The 15,564-nt window shown below is 71.4% G+C and carries 11 protein-coding genes and 1 pseudogene; 2 read left to right on the top strand and 10 right to left on the bottom strand.

All coding sequences use genetic code 11. The features are described from left to right. Nucleotides 1–152: 152 nt before the first annotated feature. From ACIGXJ_RS07795 to ACIGXJ_RS07780, 4 genes and pseudogenes are all read right to left on the bottom strand, one after another. A complete protein-coding gene (locus ACIGXJ_RS07795) occupies nucleotides 153–329 on the bottom strand; it encodes a hypothetical protein (protein WP_399642434.1) in 177 nt (58 codons plus the stop codon). A gap of 124 nt (nucleotides 330–453) precedes the next feature. Then, nucleotides 454–1,872, bottom strand: a complete 1,419-nt coding sequence (locus tag ACIGXJ_RS07790; protein WP_399642433.1) for a cellulose binding domain-containing protein — start codon at nucleotides 1,870–1,872, stop codon at nucleotides 454–456. Between the two features lie 58 nt (nucleotides 1,873–1,930). Next, on the bottom strand, nucleotides 1,931–3,481 hold the full coding sequence (locus tag ACIGXJ_RS07785; protein WP_399642432.1) for a beta-N-acetylhexosaminidase: 1,551 nt from the start codon (nucleotides 3,479–3,481) through the stop codon (nucleotides 1,931–1,933). A gap of 40 nt (nucleotides 3,482–3,521) precedes the next feature. After that, a pseudogene (locus tag ACIGXJ_RS07780) lies at nucleotides 3,522–4,041 on the bottom strand (carbohydrate ABC transporter permease); the annotation flags it as partial. A gap of 265 nt (nucleotides 4,042–4,306) precedes the next feature. On the opposite strand from ACIGXJ_RS07780, the gene ACIGXJ_RS07775 reads away from it, so the two are divergent. Beyond that, nucleotides 4,307–5,152: a GntR family transcriptional regulator gene (locus tag ACIGXJ_RS07775; protein ID WP_399642431.1), complete on the top strand. Its 846-nt coding sequence runs from the start codon at nucleotides 4,307–4,309 to the stop codon at nucleotides 5,150–5,152. A gap of 72 nt (nucleotides 5,153–5,224) precedes the next feature. Here ACIGXJ_RS07775 and ACIGXJ_RS07770 read toward each other — a convergent pair whose 3' ends face one another. Beyond that, complete coding sequence (locus ACIGXJ_RS07770; protein ID WP_399642429.1) at nucleotides 5,225–5,503, bottom strand: hypothetical protein; 279 nt, start codon at nucleotides 5,501–5,503, stop codon at nucleotides 5,225–5,227. Nucleotides 5,504–5,754: 251 nt separating this feature from the next. On the opposite strand from ACIGXJ_RS07770, the gene ACIGXJ_RS07765 reads away from it, so the two are divergent. Then, entirely contained in the window at nucleotides 5,755–6,741 is a 987-nt protein-coding gene (locus ACIGXJ_RS07765; RefSeq protein ID WP_399642428.1) for an aldo/keto reductase, read from the top strand. A gap of 7 nt (nucleotides 6,742–6,748) precedes the next feature. Here ACIGXJ_RS07765 and ACIGXJ_RS07760 read toward each other — a convergent pair whose 3' ends face one another. The 5 genes from ACIGXJ_RS07760 to ACIGXJ_RS07740 all read right to left on the bottom strand — a co-directional run bounded on the left by ACIGXJ_RS07760 (nucleotide 6,749) and on the right by ACIGXJ_RS07740 (nucleotide 15,494). Then, nucleotides 6,749–7,312, bottom strand: coding sequence for an EF-hand domain-containing protein (locus ACIGXJ_RS07760; protein WP_399642427.1), 564 nt, complete (start codon nucleotides 7,310–7,312; stop codon nucleotides 6,749–6,751). Between the two features lie 252 nt (nucleotides 7,313–7,564). Then, the gene (locus ACIGXJ_RS07755) at nucleotides 7,565–11,857 is read right to left on the bottom strand and encodes a discoidin domain-containing protein (RefSeq protein ID WP_399642426.1); all 4,293 of its coding nucleotides are present in this window, start codon (nucleotides 11,855–11,857) and stop codon (nucleotides 7,565–7,567) included. Nucleotides 11,858–11,938: 81 nt separating this feature from the next. After that, entirely contained in the window at nucleotides 11,939–13,543 is a 1,605-nt protein-coding gene (locus ACIGXJ_RS07750) for a glycoside hydrolase family 13 protein (protein ID WP_399642424.1), read from the bottom strand. Nucleotides 13,544–13,643: 100 nt separating this feature from the next. Then, the gene (locus tag ACIGXJ_RS07745; RefSeq protein ID WP_399642423.1) at nucleotides 13,644–14,519 is read right to left on the bottom strand and encodes a carbohydrate ABC transporter permease; all 876 of its coding nucleotides are present in this window, start codon (nucleotides 14,517–14,519) and stop codon (nucleotides 13,644–13,646) included. Nucleotides 14,520–14,534: 15 nt separating this feature from the next. Then, on the bottom strand, nucleotides 14,535–15,494 hold the full coding sequence (locus tag ACIGXJ_RS07740; RefSeq protein WP_399642422.1) for a carbohydrate ABC transporter permease: 960 nt from the start codon (nucleotides 15,492–15,494) through the stop codon (nucleotides 14,535–14,537). Nucleotides 15,495–15,564: the final 70 nt, after the last annotated feature.

Here is a 15,564-nt window from a genome sequence, read left to right as displayed (position 1 = left end):
CCTACGGGTCGGTCGGCCCCGGGTCCTGTGTTCCCCCGGGGTCCCATACGCAGCGAGGTGCCCGTGTGTTCAACGGAGAGGCATCTTGTGAGAAAGTCGCCGCCCGAACTCGGCGCCCCCTGGCGCGGCGGCGACCGTGACGCTGCCCGACGCTATGCGGCGCTGGTGTGCCGGCCCCGCTGCCCGCAGCCGGGTTCGTGGTCCCAGCCGAGCGATGTCCACCAGCGCTCGCAGCAGGCGTCGTTCAGCTCCACGGCGGTGAACGCGCGGGCGGTGCGGTCGAGGCGTGCGGTACGGCGCTGTTCTCTCGCGTGGCTGGGTGTGCTCATGCGGTCCTCCCATGGCCGGACTGGTGGGCGCATCACGGATTCCCCCGATCCGCGGGACCATGCCCGGCGCACGTCACCCGTGCGGGACGGTGAGCACCGCGGGGGTGCTCACCGCCGCCCGCGCTCAGGAGGCGGGGACCTCGTCGACGAAGGATGTGCCCGCGTTGCGGTACGCGGCGACCTTCGCGGCGACCTGCGCCGGGCTGAGGACCTGGTTCTTGACGTGCAGGACGTAGTCGACGCGCTGGTCGTAGGCGCGTGGTGTCGTCGAGGTCTGGCCGTTCAGGTCGATGAGCCACTGGTTGAAGTTGATCGACATCGGGCGCTCCGGCAGGTACTGCGAGCCGTGGGTGCCGAAGAGGCGTCCGTCGACGTAGTAGGTGATGGCGTCGTCGTCGACGGTCACGACGAGGTCGTGCCAGCCCGCGAAGGACTGCCGGCTCTCGCTGTGCTGGTTGACGGCCTGCCAGGGGTCGGGGGCGTAGGTCTCCCAGGAGGTCGTGTAGAGGATGTTCGACGGCTCGCCCCAGCCGCCGTTGGGCAGGTACTCGAAGTCGTACTCGGCGTAGTCGTCGGCCATGGGGGCCTTGAGGTCGTTGATGGTGAAGAAGGTCTGGACGACGCGGTCGCCGTCGGGGCCGTACTTGGGCGCGTCGGAGAACTTCACGCGGGCGGCGTAGGTGCCGTTCTTGAACTTCATGTGCTGGGTGAGGACTTCGGTGTGCGTGGTGCTGGAGCCGGTGCCCGCGCTGGAGGTCTCCAGGTTCATGACCGAGTTGCCGCCCTCGGTGGTGAAGGTGACCTTCGACGGGTCCCAGGCGGCCCCCGGCACGCCCGGCCCGCCGGAGTTGGAGCGGACCCGCCAGCCGTGGGCCGCCAGGGCCGGGTCGGTGTGGGAGGTGTAGCGGAAGTCGTCGAAGAGCGTGGCGCCGGACGGTCCCGGGTCGGTGGGGGTCGGGGTGGGCGTCGGATCGGGGGCGTTGCCGCCGGGCGCGGTGCCCCAGACGGTCTGACCGGCGAGCTGGGCGGTGACCTTGGTCCAGTCGCCGTAGGACGTCTGGGCGGCGCCGAAGGAGTGGTCGTCGCTCTGGGTCAGCGGCTGCCAGGTGGACTGGTGGAAGCGCAGCTGCATGTCGCCGGTGTCGGCGCCCGGGGCGAGGGTTCCGGCCGCGGACGTGAAGCCGATCTCCAGGTAGCGGTCGGCCGTCGGGGTGGGGTTGGCGAGCGTGCCGAAGGTGCCCGTGATCACGGAGCAGCCCCTCACCGCCCAGGAACAGGCGAAGCGGTACGAGGCGGCGGCGGAGTCGGCCTTGAAGTAGTAGCGGATCTTCACCTGGGCCAGGTCGACCGGGGCCGTGCCGGTGTTGCGCAGCTTCAGCCACGGCTCGCTCTGGTCGGCGGTGGCGCCGGGCGCGCTGGTGCGGTACTGGACGGCGAGTCCGTCGGCGGCGGCCGAGGCGTTCGTCGGCGGCAGTGCGGCCAGTGCGGTGCTGCCCAGCAGGGCGGCCACCGCCAGGGCGGTCCGGGTGCGGCGGTCGGGCATGGTTGCTCCTCTCGGGAGCCCCCCGCTGGTCGCGGGAGGCCGGTGGGGGTGGAGGGTGCTATCCGGCCGCGCCGAGTGGCCGGTGCGGCGGGGTGTCGTACGGAACGCCCAGGGCCCGCAGGCGTGCCTGGTGTCCGGTGAGGCGGCGGTGGAAGTCCTGCCAGTCCTGTGCGGGGTGCCAGACACGTTCGGCCAGGGCGCACAGGCGGGGGTAGGTGAGGTACTCGATGTGGGCGGGTGTGGTGACGAACTCGGTCCACAGCTGGCCCTGCGCGCCGAGGACCCGGCCGGCCCGGGGCATGAGGTCGAGCTGGTGCACGGTGCGCAGATCGACGACGGGCCCGGGCTGGGCCGGCGGTTCCTGCGGGCCGGTGCCGCGGGCGTGGTCGAAGTACGTGGTGCGGTGGTCGGCGTGCACGACCTGGTGTCCGCGGCGTGCGGCGGCCCATGCGTCCTGGGGTTCGCGCCAGCTCATCACCGTGCAGTCCAGGGGCAGTCGGGTGTCCTTCTCGGCCCAGGCGACGGGCCGTCCGCCCGCGCGCAGCACATGGTCGGCGATGCGCGCCAGGAACCAGCCGTGCAGGGCGTGGGGCCCGGGCAGCCCCTCTCGGGCGGCGCGGGCGATCGCGGCCGGGCTGCGCTCCCACTCGCCGGTGGGGCACTCGTCGCCGCCGAGGTGGACGTACGGTCCGGGGAAGACGTCCATGACCTCGTCCAGGACCGTGCGGAAGAAGTCGAGGACGTGGTCGCCGACGCCGAGGACGTTCGGACACACGCCCCACCGGGTCCAGACGTCGAGCCGCCGTTCGGGGTGGTTGCCGAGCTCGGGGTGCGCGGCGAGGGCGGCGCGGACGTGGCCCGGTACGCCGACCTCCGGCAGGACGGTCACCCCGCGCCGGGCCGCGTGGGCGACCAGCTCGGTGAGTTCGGCACGTGTGTACGCGCCCTCGTGCGGGCGCCCGTCGAACCGGGTGCTGCCGGCGGGACCGATCATCGACTCGGCCCGGCGGCCGCCGACCTCGGTGAGCCTTGGGTAGGCGCCGACGGGCATCCGCCAGCCCTGGTCGTCGGTGAGGTGCAGGTGCAGCACGTTCAGCTTGTGCAGTGCCAGGAGGTCGACGTACCGCCGCAGGTAGGACGCCGGCTGGAAGTGCCGGGCCACGTCGAGCATGGCGCCGCGCCACGGGTACAGCGGTACGTCGGTGATCTCCACTCCGGGCAGTGCGAGGCGCTCGGCGCGCCGGGGCGTGGCGGAAAGGGCATCGGGCGGCAGGAGTTGGCGGACCGTCTGCACGCCGCGCAGCAGGCCGAGGGGACGGGCGGCGCGCAGCAGCACTCCGTGCGGTCCGACCGTCAGGCCGTAGCCCTCTTCGCCGAGCCCGGTGAGGGTGGGGTCCACGGCGAGGACGAAGGTGCCGTCGTCGGAGTGTTCGAGGGGCAGGCCCGTGGATGGTTCCAGGTAGTCGCGGAGCAGTGCGGCGGCGGGTTCGGCGCCGGGTGTGACACGCAGCCGTGTCCGGGTGTCGAGGGGGAAGCGGCCCGGGCGCGACGAGAGCTTGCGGGGGCGCGGCACGAGGGTGAACTCGGGCCGTCTGCTCGAGGGTTCCACGAGAGGGGTCTCCGGTCGGCAGGGAACGGTGGGGCGCGGTTCAGCCTTTGACGGAGCCGGCGGCGAGGCCGGAGGTGACATGCCGCTGCGGTGCGAGGAAGACGACGAGGGCGGGCAGCGCGAAGAGGGTCGAGGCGGCCATGGTGGCGCCCCGGTCGGTGCCGAACGTCGACTGGAAGGAGGAGGGCCACACGGGCAGGGTCCGGCTGTCCTGCTGCTTGGTGATCAGGAAGTCGGCGTACGTGAACTCGTTCCAGGCGGTGAGGTGTCCGAACAGCGACGTGGCCATGAGGCCCGGAGCCGGCACCGGCAGGGCGGCCCTGCGGAAGGCGGTCGGCCGGCTGCAGCCGTCGGCCTGTGCGGCCTTCTCCGGTTCGGGCGGGATCGCGGCGGACGCTGTTGCGCCGGAACAGGGCGAACCCGTCCGACCCGACGGCCCGGCGGAAGTGGGCGAGGGTCCCTTCGCGTGGCACCAGGGCGGGGTCGTAGGACTGGATGTCGCGCGACGGCCGGACCGCGGTGGAAGACGAGCGGGGCGCCCAGTATCGAGGCGCCGAGCAGGGCTGGGGAGCGGTGATTCACCATGCACCTCGCAGAGTTGACCAGTTGCCCACTTGGTGTTGACCAGTTGCGACGAGAATGAAAAATGGCATGGACCAATGAGGGCGTCAACCCTTCTGCCACCAAGGCATTTTGAGCTTCCTGGGGCGGAGCTGCAGACCGCATGCACGGGCATGTACGGCACCCCGCCCCTGACCAGCAGACCAGTTAAGATGACCAGTGCTTGTCAGATGGACGTGTCCCGACCGAGAACGAAGGGCGCACATGGAGATCGACGCCGCAGCCTCCCGTGCGATGCTCAAGCGCGAGCGGGTCCGTGAGGCGGTCCTCGAACTGATCGAGGCACGCCGGCCCGGCGACGCCATCCCCTCCGAGCGCGTGCTGAGCGCCGAGCTGGGCGTGTCCCGGCCCACGCTGCGTGCCGCGGTCGACGAGCTGGTCATGGCAGGACTGCTGGTGCGCGAGCACGGCAGGGGCATGTTCGTCGCCGAGGCCAAGATCACCCAGGAGCTGGTCTCGGACCGCAACGCCTTCACCCTGCCGCAGGCGGGCGGGGTGTGGACCAGCGAGCTCCTGGAGTTCCGCAGGGTGCCCGCCGGAGCCAGGGTGGGCCGCAGGCTGCGGATGTCACCGGCAGCGGAGATCCACTACGTGGCACGGCTGCGACTGGTGGACGGCGCCCCCATGGCCATCGAGCACCTGCACATACGGGCGGACCTGGTGCCCGGCCTCAGCCGTGCGGAACTGGAGCGGGGCGACCTCTACGAGCATCTGCGCGACCGGCACGGTGTCCAGGTCAGCGAGGCCGTGCAGTCGATCGAGCCCACCGTGGTGACCCGTACGGAGGCGGACCTGCTCGACGTGCCGGAGCTGTCCCCCGCCCTCCTCTTCGAGCGCCTCACGTCCGACGCCGGCGACCGGCCCGTGGAGTACGTCCACTCCCTCTACCGGGGCGACAGGTACCGCATCGTCTCCCGTCTGGCCCTGGGCCCCCGCAGCCGGCCCCCTGCCACCGGGGAGGGCCATCACCCAGGAATTCCTCCAGGCGACTTCGCGTCAGGCGGCGCGGTGAGCTTCTCCACGCACGGCGTGGTGCAGCAGGGTCTGTGACGGGCCCGGGCGTGCGGCCTCGCCGTACCACTCCCCGAGTGCCCCCGGGGCAGGCCGTCACACGCGGCGCGGTCAGACGAGCGCGGCCAGCGCGGCCGTGGTGACGGCGGTGTCCTCGCGGGCGTGGATGATCAGGCGGGCGCCTGCGGAGGCGGCGTTCGCCTCCAGTACGCGGCGCGCGGGAGCGCTGGAGGTGACGACGGACAGCAGAACCCCCAGGGCACGGCAGGTGCGGTGGACCAGGAGCACCCCGCTGAGCGCCGCGCCGGTCGCGGCCGGCTCTTCGACGACGATGACCACCGGTGCCGGGTGGTAGGCACGGACGAGGCCCTCGATCTCCCTCACCAGCACGGCGCGTCCGTCCGTTCCAGGGTCACTGTGCACCCTTATGACGAGCACGTGATCTTCCCACGTATGCGACAGCATCCCGGCCTCCGATTGACGCCTTCGACTTCTCTGCGCACAACCCGACTACCCCGCAGCACCGTCCGATCACGCGATCACCCGAAACGCACCGCCTTGACTTGGAGCGCTCTCCAAGATGCAGGCTCGCCCCGTAATCCCGGCGGACGGGACCGGGACCTTCGGCGACGGGGTGGAGCATGAAGTACCGCACGATCGGCAGTGACCCGAGGACACGGCGGAAAGTCAGTGTGCTCAGCCTCGGGGCGATGCTGTTCGGCTCGGGCACCGACGAGAAGACGTCGTTCGCGATCCTGGACCGGTACGTGGAGGCCGGCGGCACGTTCATCGACACGGCGAACAACTACGCGTTCTGGGTGCACGGCAGCCGGGGCGGCGAGAGCGAGGCACTGCTCGGCCGGTGGCGGCGCAGCCGCGGCGTGGGTGATGAGGTCACCATCGCCACGAAGCTGGGCGGCCGGCCGCTGACGCCGAGCCGGACCTTCTCCCGGGACATCGAGGGACTCTCGGCGAGAAGCATCCGGGAGGCGGCCGAGCAGAGCGCGCAGCGGCTCGGCACCGACAGGCTGGACCTGCTGTACGCGCACGCGGAGGACCCTTCGACGCCCCTCGCGGAGACGGTGGAGGCGTTCGCGGGACTGGTCGCTGAGGGGTCCGTCGGGCTGCTGGGGGCCAGCAATCACCGGGCCTGGCGGGTGGAGCGGGCCCGGGCTCTGGCCTCCGCGGCGGGGCTGCCGGGGTACGAGGTGCTGCAGTACCACCACACCTACCTGCGGCGCCGTACCGATGTGCCCACCCTGCGCTCCGCGGACGGCGACCTCGGGGTGCTCTCCGGGGACCACCTCAGCTATCTGCGGGAGGAGCCCGGACTCGCCCTGGTGGCCTACTCGCCCCTGCTGTCCGGCGCGTACGTGCGCCCCGACAAGCCGCTGGACCGCGAGCTGGACCACGCCGGCACCGCGGTGCGGCTCGCCGCGCTGCGGGAGGTCTGTGAGGAGACGGGCGCCACCGCCAACCAGGTCGTCCTGGCCTGGCTGATCGGCGCCGAGATCCCCGCCGTCCCGCTCGTGGGTGCCTCCTCGGTGGCCCAGCTCGACGAGAGCCTCGCCGCGGTCGACCTGGAACTGACGCCGGACCAGCGGGCGCGGCTCGACGCGGCCCACTGACGGTGCGTCAGGAGTCGAGCGGCCCCAGCAGCCAGCTCCCCGCCGAGTCCGGCCTCTCGTCGAAGTAGTAGGCGCGGATCGCGGCCAGGAGGTCGGCGGTGGTGACATGGCCGTCGCCGTCGGCGTCCAGACGGCGGTGGATCTCCCGGGCGTCCGCCTCCGGGAGGTTCATCAGGGAACCGGTCCAGCGGACGTGGTCGTCGGCGGTGAGCCGGCCGTCGCCGTCGGTGTCGGCCACCGCCATGATCGCGTCGAGGAACGGCATGTACCCGGCGTCGAAGGAGTCCTCCGTCTCCAGCAGCCCGCGCGAGAACGCCGACTTGTACTCGGACTCGGTGATACGGCCGTCACCGTCGCTGTCCGCCACGGCGAGCAGGTGCTCCCACAGTCCCACGCACAGCTCGACGAGCCTGCCGCGCGCCGGGTCGTCCGCCGCCAGGCCGAACTCGTCGCTCATCCGGTTCGCCGCGCTCTCGAAGTCCGAGCGCTCCAGGTACCCGCTGCCGTCGCTGTCGTACGTGCGGAAGCGGCGGGCCAGCTTCCGGTCGAGGAAGGGCGAGATGGTGGTCATGCGGTGGTGCTCCTGTCGGTGAGGGTTCCGTGGCCGTCGGTCGGGTGCCGGTGGGCGGTCGGAACCCTCCGTCCCCCGGCCGGACCTCGTCGGCGGCTCAAGTGATGCTGGACTCAGGGGCGTCGGGTCATGCGGCGCTACTCGATCGAGTGAACGCGATCCGGACACCGCGCCCGCCCGAGGGCGAGGACGGGACCGGCGCCCGCCACTGGCAGCGGCGGGCGCCGGTCTTCCCGGGGAACGGCCCCAGGATCAGCAGGGGTTGACGGTGAGCTCGAACGTGCTGGTCGTGTTGCGGACGTCCTGTGCGTTGCCGCTCGTCCGCAGACAGTTGATGGTGGCCTCGCCGACGGCCGGGCCCTGGCCCTCCTCCGGCTTCTCGTTGACCCAGACGCCGAAGCCGGACTTCGCGTCCCAGGCGTCGCCGCTCTTGCGGGCACCGGTGACGGAGATGTCGGTGAAGACGGTGTCCTCGACCGGGAACTGGGGCTGTCCGCCGCTGTAGTTCGTCTGGAACATGATGCCGCTGTAGGTGGGGTCGACGATGTCGACGTCGATCACGCGGATGCCCTGGAAGATCTTCGAGGCGGAGAAGACCCAGATGCCGGGGAAGGTCTGGTTGCCCCAGAAGTGGCCGCCCGCGCGGACCACGGAGATGTTCTCGAAGGTGGTGGGTTCGGTGCCGAAGCCGTTCATCGGGTAGCCGAAGTCCAGGGAGGAGATGGTGATCCCGGAGTAGACCAGCGTGTCGGCGATGCGGATGTTGCGGAAGGTGTTGTGGTAGCCCCCGTACACGGCGACACCCGCGGCACGCCAGGTCAGGGTGGTGGTCAGGTTCTCGTAGACGTTGTTCCTCATGTCCGCGCCGCCCGCGTCGATCGCCGAGAAGAGCGCGAAGCTGTCGTCGCCGGTGGCCCGGGCGTCGTTGTTGACGACGTGGTTGTCGGTGGAGCCGTTGGTCATGTTGACGCCGTCGGCGAACATGTTGCGGATGCGGGAGTCGCGGATCGTCATCCGGTCGGTGTTGGCGCCCCAGTACAGGCACACCATGTGTTCGTTCCAGATGTCGTCGATCGTGATGTCCGAGACGTTGGCGAAGTCGAAGACCTTGCCGGGGCCGTCGATCCGCGAGGTGTAGTTGCCGAAGTAGGCGAAGCCCTTGAACAGCGAGCCCCTGGCCGTCGCGTCGGCGCGGAAGCCGATGTCGGTGTTGCTCTGCCCGCCGGGCGCGTGGAACTGCGTGTACCAGGGGCCGGCGCCGACGACCTGCACCGGCTTGCCGTACACCTGGAACTTGCCGGAGGTCTGGTAGTCGCCGGGCGGCAGGTAGACGCCGACGAGCTTGCCGGTGGTGTCCATGCGGACCCGGTCGAGCGCGTTCTGCACGTCCTGGTGGGTGAAGCCGGCCGGGACGGTGTACGTGGCCGGGTCCGGGTTCGCGACCGGGGCCGTCTTCTCCAGGTCGACGAAGTCGATGGCGTAGTGGGCGGCGTTGTCGGCGGCGTCCTTCTGCAGGCGGATCCTGCTGCCGGCCGGGACGTTCTCGCCGAGCAGGATGTGCGCCTCGTCGTAGATGTGCCGGGGAGCGCCGGCCGCCGGGTCGTTGCCGGGCGCGGTCTCCGCCCCGTACAGCCAGGCGAACCTTGAGGTCAGCGGGATCGCCTTCTTGAAGACGCCGTCGACGTAGAGACCGAGTGTCGTGTCGATGCCGCCGCCGCCCGGGGCGTCGGGGATCGAGAAGCGGGTGACCAGGGTGTTGGTCTCGGCGCGGGTGGTGAACTCGACGTACTCGCCGGTCGCGTCGAGGGTCACCGCCTTGCGGCCGGAGGCCTCTCCGGCGATGTCGCCGACGGTCCGGTTGGGTCCGACGACCCTCGCGCCGCCGCCGACGGTGCCGTCCTCGGCCTCGTACGTGGTGTACGGCATGTCGGCTCCGCGGCCGACGAACAGCGGCTGGGTGGAGGTGTTGTTCCCGCGCTTGACCGGCGGCTCGTCGGTGTCGGCGGCGACGGTGGTCCGCACGGTGTACGAGCCGTTCGCGGCGGTCCAGGGGCCGAGGGTCACCTCGGCCGTGGCGCCGGCGGCGATGGTTCCGGAGTAGGCGCCGGTCAGGGTCCTGACCGTGGCGCCGCCGCCGTCGACGAGGGTGAGCGTCACGCCGTGGCTGCCGGCGGCGCTCGGCTCGGTGCCCTGGTTCCGCACCGGCACCCTGAAGGTGACGGCGTCACCGGCGCCGGGGCTGGACGGGCTGGTGCTCACCTGGCCGACCACCAGGTCGGAGCCGGGGAGCGGCTTGACCACCAGGGCGGTGGGCCGGGTGTAGGTGTTGTTGGTCTCGTTCTGTTCGACGACCGCGCTCGCCTTGTCGGCGACCGCGCTCAGTTCGTACGAGCCGGCGGGACGGGTGCCCAGCGAGGCGGTGACCGTGGTCTGCGCGCCGGCCGCCAGGGCGCCGACCTGCGCGGTGGCGGTCTCGGTGCCGCCCAGGCGCAGGGCGAGGGTGCTCGCCGGGGCGGCGGCCGGACCGTCGTTGCGTACGGTCGCCGACACGGTGATGTCGTCGGACTCCACCGGTGCGGCCGGGGATGTGGTCAGGCCGGTGACGACGAGGTCCGGGTTGGGCGCCGGGACACCGAGGACCTGGAACTCGGCGAGCTGGCCCGCCGGTGCGCCGGTGTTGGCGGTGAACCGCAGCCGTACGTCGGCCACACGGCCGGTCACCGCGACGGTGACCGTGTTGCCGCTCGCCGGGCTGAAGTCGTAACTCCTCGCGGCGACAAGGCCGGTGAACGCGGTGGCGTTCTGCTCCCGGCCGAGGACCTCGATCGTCTGTGAGCGGGCGGCCCAGGCGCTGTCCGGGTTCAGCTTGAGCACCAGCCGGTCGAGGTCGGCATCGGCGCCCAGCCTGACGGTGAGGGTCTGCGGGTAACTGCCGCCAGCACCTTCCCAGTAGGTGGCGGTGTCGTTGTCGTCGGCGTTCGCGGCGACGTAGGTGTGGACCGTGGAGGAGGCGTCGATCGGCTTGCCCACGGCCAGGTTCGAGCCGGTGTCGCCGCTGCCGTTGCGGGTCACGCCGTTGCTGTCGCCGGACCGGTTGCCGGCCGCGTCCCGGGCGCGGACGCGGTAGGTGACCGTGCTGGTCACCGGCTGGCTGTCGGTGTACGTGGTGACGTTCCCGGCCACCGTCGCGCGCAGCACGCCGTTGGCGTGGATCTCGTAGCCGCTCACCCCGACGTTGTCGGTGGACGCGGTCCAGGTGAGCTTGATCCGGCCGCTCGTGGGCTCGGTGAACGCGAGGTCGGCGGGGGCCGTCGGCGCCTGGGTGTCGCCGGAGCCGCCGATGCGGGTGACGGTGTTGCTGTCGGCGGACTGGTTGCCGGCCGCGTCCCGGGCGCGCACACGGTAGGACACGGTCTGGTCGGTGGGCCGGCTGTCGGTGAAGGCGGTGACGTTCCCGGCGACGCTGGTGAGCAGTTCACCGTTGGCGTAGACGTCGTGGGCGGTGACGCCCACGTTGTCGGTGGCCGCGGTCCAGGTGAGCCGGATCTGGCCGGTGGCGGGCTCGGTGTACGCCAGGTTCGCGGGAGCGGCCGGGGCCTGGGTGTCGCCGGTCGCCGGGCCGTAGATCTCCAGCTCGGACATCTGGGCGGCGGGCTGCACGGTGTTGGCGGTCACCAGGACGCGGAGGTAGCGGGTGGTTGCCGCGTCGAGGGTGAGGGTCGCGCTGTTGTCGCCGGCCGCGTCGAAGGTGTACGCCTGGGACGACGTCAGGTCGGTGAAGGCGGTGCCGTCGGTGCTGCCCTGCAGCTTCAGGGTCTGGCTGCGGCCCTCCCAGCCGGCGGGCAGTCTGAGCACGACCCGGTTGACGGCGCGGGACACGCCGAGGTCGGCCTGGATCCACTGCGGTAGGGCGTTGTTGGCGCTCTCCCAGTAGGTGGCCCGGTTGCCGTCGCCGGCGTTGCCCGGCGCGTAGACCTGCGTGTGGCTGCTGGCCGTCGGAGGGCGGTCGGCGGCGAGGTTCACCGAGGACTCGTCCGCGGAGTGCACCTCCAGCTCGGAGAGCTGCGCCGCCTGCCAGCCGGTGTTGGCGGTGATGTCGACACGGACGTACCGCGCCAGCGCGGCCGGGAAGGACACGGTGACGGTGTTCCCGGAGCCGGAGGTGAAGGCGTACGTGGCGGAGCTCTTGAGCGTGGTGAAAGCGGTGCCGTCGGCGCTGCCCTGGACGGACAGCGTCTGGTTCCGGCTCTCCCAGCCGGCCGGCAGCTTGAGGACGACCTCGTCGACCCGGGTGGCCGTGCCGAGGTCGGCCTGCACCCACTGCGGCAGGCCGGAGCCCGCGCTCTGCCAGTAGGTGCCCTGGTTGCCGTCGGTGATGTGGGCGGCGCCGTACTCGGCGTGGGAGCTGCTCGCCGACGCGGTGTCGCCGAGCGCGATGTTCGGTCCGCCCGCCGCACGGGCGGTCAGCAGCGGACCGCCCAGCGCCAGCAGGCTCGTCGCGACCACGGCGCTGAGGCACCGCGATCTCCATGTGCGGGTTTTCATCAGACCTCGCAAGGGAGTGGTTTCACATCCGGCATCGATCGGTGCGAGAGTTGCGCGAAAAACGCGGGGACTGCCGTCGGTTCAGGCACGCAGCCACACGGCGGTGTCCTGCGGGAGCGTGCCGTCGTCGCGCAGCGGCCCGCTGGCCAGCAGCAGACCGTCGTACGGCGGGAGGGGTACGGGACCGCCGGAGAGGTTGACCACGCACAGCAGGCCGTGCGGGCGGGCGAAGGCGAGGACACCGTCGGGTGCGGGCAGCCAGGTCAGGGGCCCGTCGCCGAGGCCCGGCTCGGTGCGGCGCAGGGCGAGGGCCCGCCGGTAGAGGGACAGCATGGAGTGCGGGTCGGTGCTCTGCCGGTCGCGGGCGTACGCGGCCCAGCCCGCCGGCTGCGGCAGCCAGGGTTCGTCCCGGGAGCCGAAGCCGGCGTAGGGGGCGTCGGCGTTCCACGGCAGCGGGACGCGGCAGCCGTCACGGCCGGGGTCGGTGCCGCCGGAGCGGAAGTGCATGGGGTCCTGGATGCGGTCGAGGGGGATGTCGGCCTCGGGCAGGCCCAGTTCCTCGCCCTGGTAGAGGTAGACCGAACCGGGCAGGGCGAGGGTGAGCAGGGCGGCGGCGCGGGCGCGGCGGGTGCCGAGTTCCAGGTCGGTGGGGGTGCCGAAGGCCTTGGTGGCGAAGGCGAAGGCGGTGTCCTCGCGGCCGTAGCGGGTGACCGTGCGGGTGACGTCGTGGTTGCACAGCACCCAGGTGGCGGGGGCGCCGACGGGGGCGTGTTCGGCGAGGGTGTCGTCGATGCAGCGCCGCAGCCGGCCGGGGTCCCAGGGGCAGGTGAGGAAGTTGAAGTTGAAGGCGGTGTGCAGTTCGTCGGGGCGCAGATAGCGGGCGAAGCGTTCGGCGTCGGGCAGCCAGACCTCGCCGACGAAGACGGCGCCGTACTCGTCGGCGACGGCCCGCCACGCGCGGTAGATGTCGTGGAGTTCGTCCTGGTCGACGAAGGGTGCCGGGTCGACGCCCTTCTCGTAGTCGGCGAGTTCGGGGTCCTTCACCAGCAGGGCCGCGGAGTCGATGCGCACACCGGCGACGCCCCGCTCGAACCAGAAGCGCAGGACGTCCTCGTGCTCCTGTCGGACGGCGGGGTGGGCCCAGTTGAGGTCGGGCTGTTCGGGGGTGAACAGGTGGAGATACCACTCGCCGTCGGGGACGCGGCTCCAGGTGGTGCCGGCGAACTGGGACGGCCAGTCGTTGGGCGGCAGTTCGCCGTGCTCGCCGCGGCCGGGCCGGAAGTGGAAGAGGGCGCGCTCCGGGCTGCCCGGTCCGGCGGCGAGGGCGGCCCGGAACCAGGGGTGCTGGTCGGAGACGTGGTTGGGGACGATGTCGACGATGGTGCGGATGCCGAGTTCGCGGGCCTCGGCGATGAGTTTCTCGGCTTCGGCGAGGGTGCCGAAGGCGGGGTCGACGGTGCGGTAGTCGGCCACGTCGTAGCCGCCGTCCACCAGGGGCGACAGATACCAGGGGGTGAACCAGACGGCGTCGACGCCGAGTTCGGCGAGGTGGGGCAGTCGGGCGCGGACACCCGCGAGGTCCCCGGTGCCGTCGCCGTCGCCGTCGGCGAAGCTGCGCGGGTACACCTGGTAGATGACGGCGTGCCGCCACCAGTCGTCGGTGCGGTGCGGGGTGGGGGCTCCCACGTGACGGTCCTTTCGGGCAGGGTCGATCTTCGCCGCCGGTCCGGACAGCGGGGCGTCGGACGGGCCGGCGGCGAAGGCTTCGAGGTCGGGAGGGCGGGCGTCAGCCCTTGAGGCCGCCTGCGGTCAGGCCGCTCATGATGTTGCGCTGGAAGACCAGGAAGATGAGCAGCGTGGGCAGGCTGGCGATGGTGAGCGCGGCGATCAGGACGTTCACCGGTACGCCGTTGGACAGCGAGTAGATACCGACGTTGAGGGTCTGTCTGGCCGGGTCGGGCAGGGTGAGCATCGGCCAGAGGAAGTCCTTCCAGACCCCGACGATCGCGAAGATCGACACGACGCCGAGGACGGGCCGCGAGATGGGCAGCACGATGGACCACAGGACGCGCGTCGGGGAGGCGCCGTCCATGGCGGCGGCGTCGAGGAGTTCCCTGGGGACGGAGTCGAAGAACCGCTTGAGCAGGAAGATGTTGAAGGCGTTGGTGACCGAGGGCAGCCAGATGGCCCACGGGGTGTTCAGCAGGTTGCGCTCGACGACCGGCACGTCCAGGACGGTCAGGTACTGCGGTACGACGAGGACGGTCGCCGGGATCATCAGCGTGGCCAGCATCATGCCGAGGACGGCCTTGCCGAACACCGGGCGCAGCTTGGACAGCGAGTAGGCGGCCGCCACGTCGAGGACCAGCTGGAAGGCGAGCGCGCCGAAGGCGTAGAAGAGGGTGTTGCCGAGCAGTCCGGCGAGGTCCATGACCTCCCAGGCGCGGCTGTAGTTGCCGGGCGTGAAGGTTCCGGGCACCAGGGTGGGCGGGGTCCGGACGACCTCCTGCGTGTCCTTGAAGCCGCTGGAGACCAGCCAGTACAGCGGGCCGAGGAACACCAGCGTGAAACCGCCGACGACCAGGGTGAACACGGCCCGGTAGAGGGCCTTGCCGCGGGGCTTGGCGAGCTGGGCCGGCGAGATGAGCGTACGCGTGGACATGTGGTCTCCCCTGGTCTACTCGTCCTCGGCGCGGCTGAGCCGGACGTACGCCGCCGAGAACCCGGCGAGCAGTACGAGCAGGAGCAGGCCTAGGGCCGCCGCGGCACCGTCGTCGTTGAAGTTGAAGGCGTACTGGTAGATCAGGTGGACGACGGTCGTGGTGGAGCCCTCGGGGCCCGCGCCGCCGGTGAGCAGGAACGGCTCGACGAAGACCTGCATCGTGGAGATGATCTGCATGAGCAGCATCAGCGACAGGATCAGCCGGGTCTGCGGGATGGTGACGTGCCAGATCTTGCGGAGGAGCCCCGCGCCGTCGAGTTCGGCCGCCTCGTACAGCTCGCCGGGGATGCCCTGCAGCGCGGCGAGGTAGATGAGGGCCGCGCCGCCCATGTTCATCCAGGTGGAGGCGAGGACGACGGAGAGCATGGACAGGTCGGCGTCCTGGAGCCACTGCTGTTCGGGCAGGTGGAGGAGGGACAGCAGTTCGTTGAGCAGCCCGTAGCCGGGGTCGTAGAGGTATTTGAACAACAGCACCGAGGCGACCGGCGGGAGCATCACGGGCAGGTAGACGAGCAGGCGGAGGTAGCCCTTGCCGTGGCGGAACTCGTTGATGACGACCGCGACGACGAACGGCACCGCGAAGCCGAAGACCAGGGCCAGCACGGTGAACAGCAGCGTGTTGCGCCAGGCCTGCCAGAAGGCGGGGTCGTTGTAGACGGTGGTGAAGTTGTCCAGGCCGACCCAGGTGGTCTCGCCGCCCTCGGTCTTCTGGAAGGCCAGGAGGAACTCCCTGACCATGGGATACCAGGAGAACACGGCGAAGCAGACGACCGCGCCGATGAGGAATCCATGAGCGGTCAGATTGCGCCGCAGGCTCCTGGCGAAGGCCTGCCCGGAGGGGGTGCGAGACGCTTCACGGGGAGTGGGAGGGCGGGGAGGTCCCACCTTGCTGGGGGTCAGGCTGGGGGCCGACATCGTCGCTCCTCGGTGCTGGTCTGCCGGGTCTGCTGCCCTGTGCCGGGCCGCCGGCTGCGGGCGGCCGGGC

This window comes from Streptomyces sp. NPDC053367 (assembly GCF_044545925.1).
Classification (GTDB): Bacteria; Actinomycetota; Actinomycetes; order Streptomycetales; family Streptomycetaceae; genus Streptomyces.
This window is presented reverse-complemented; position numbering and strand designations above follow the sequence as displayed.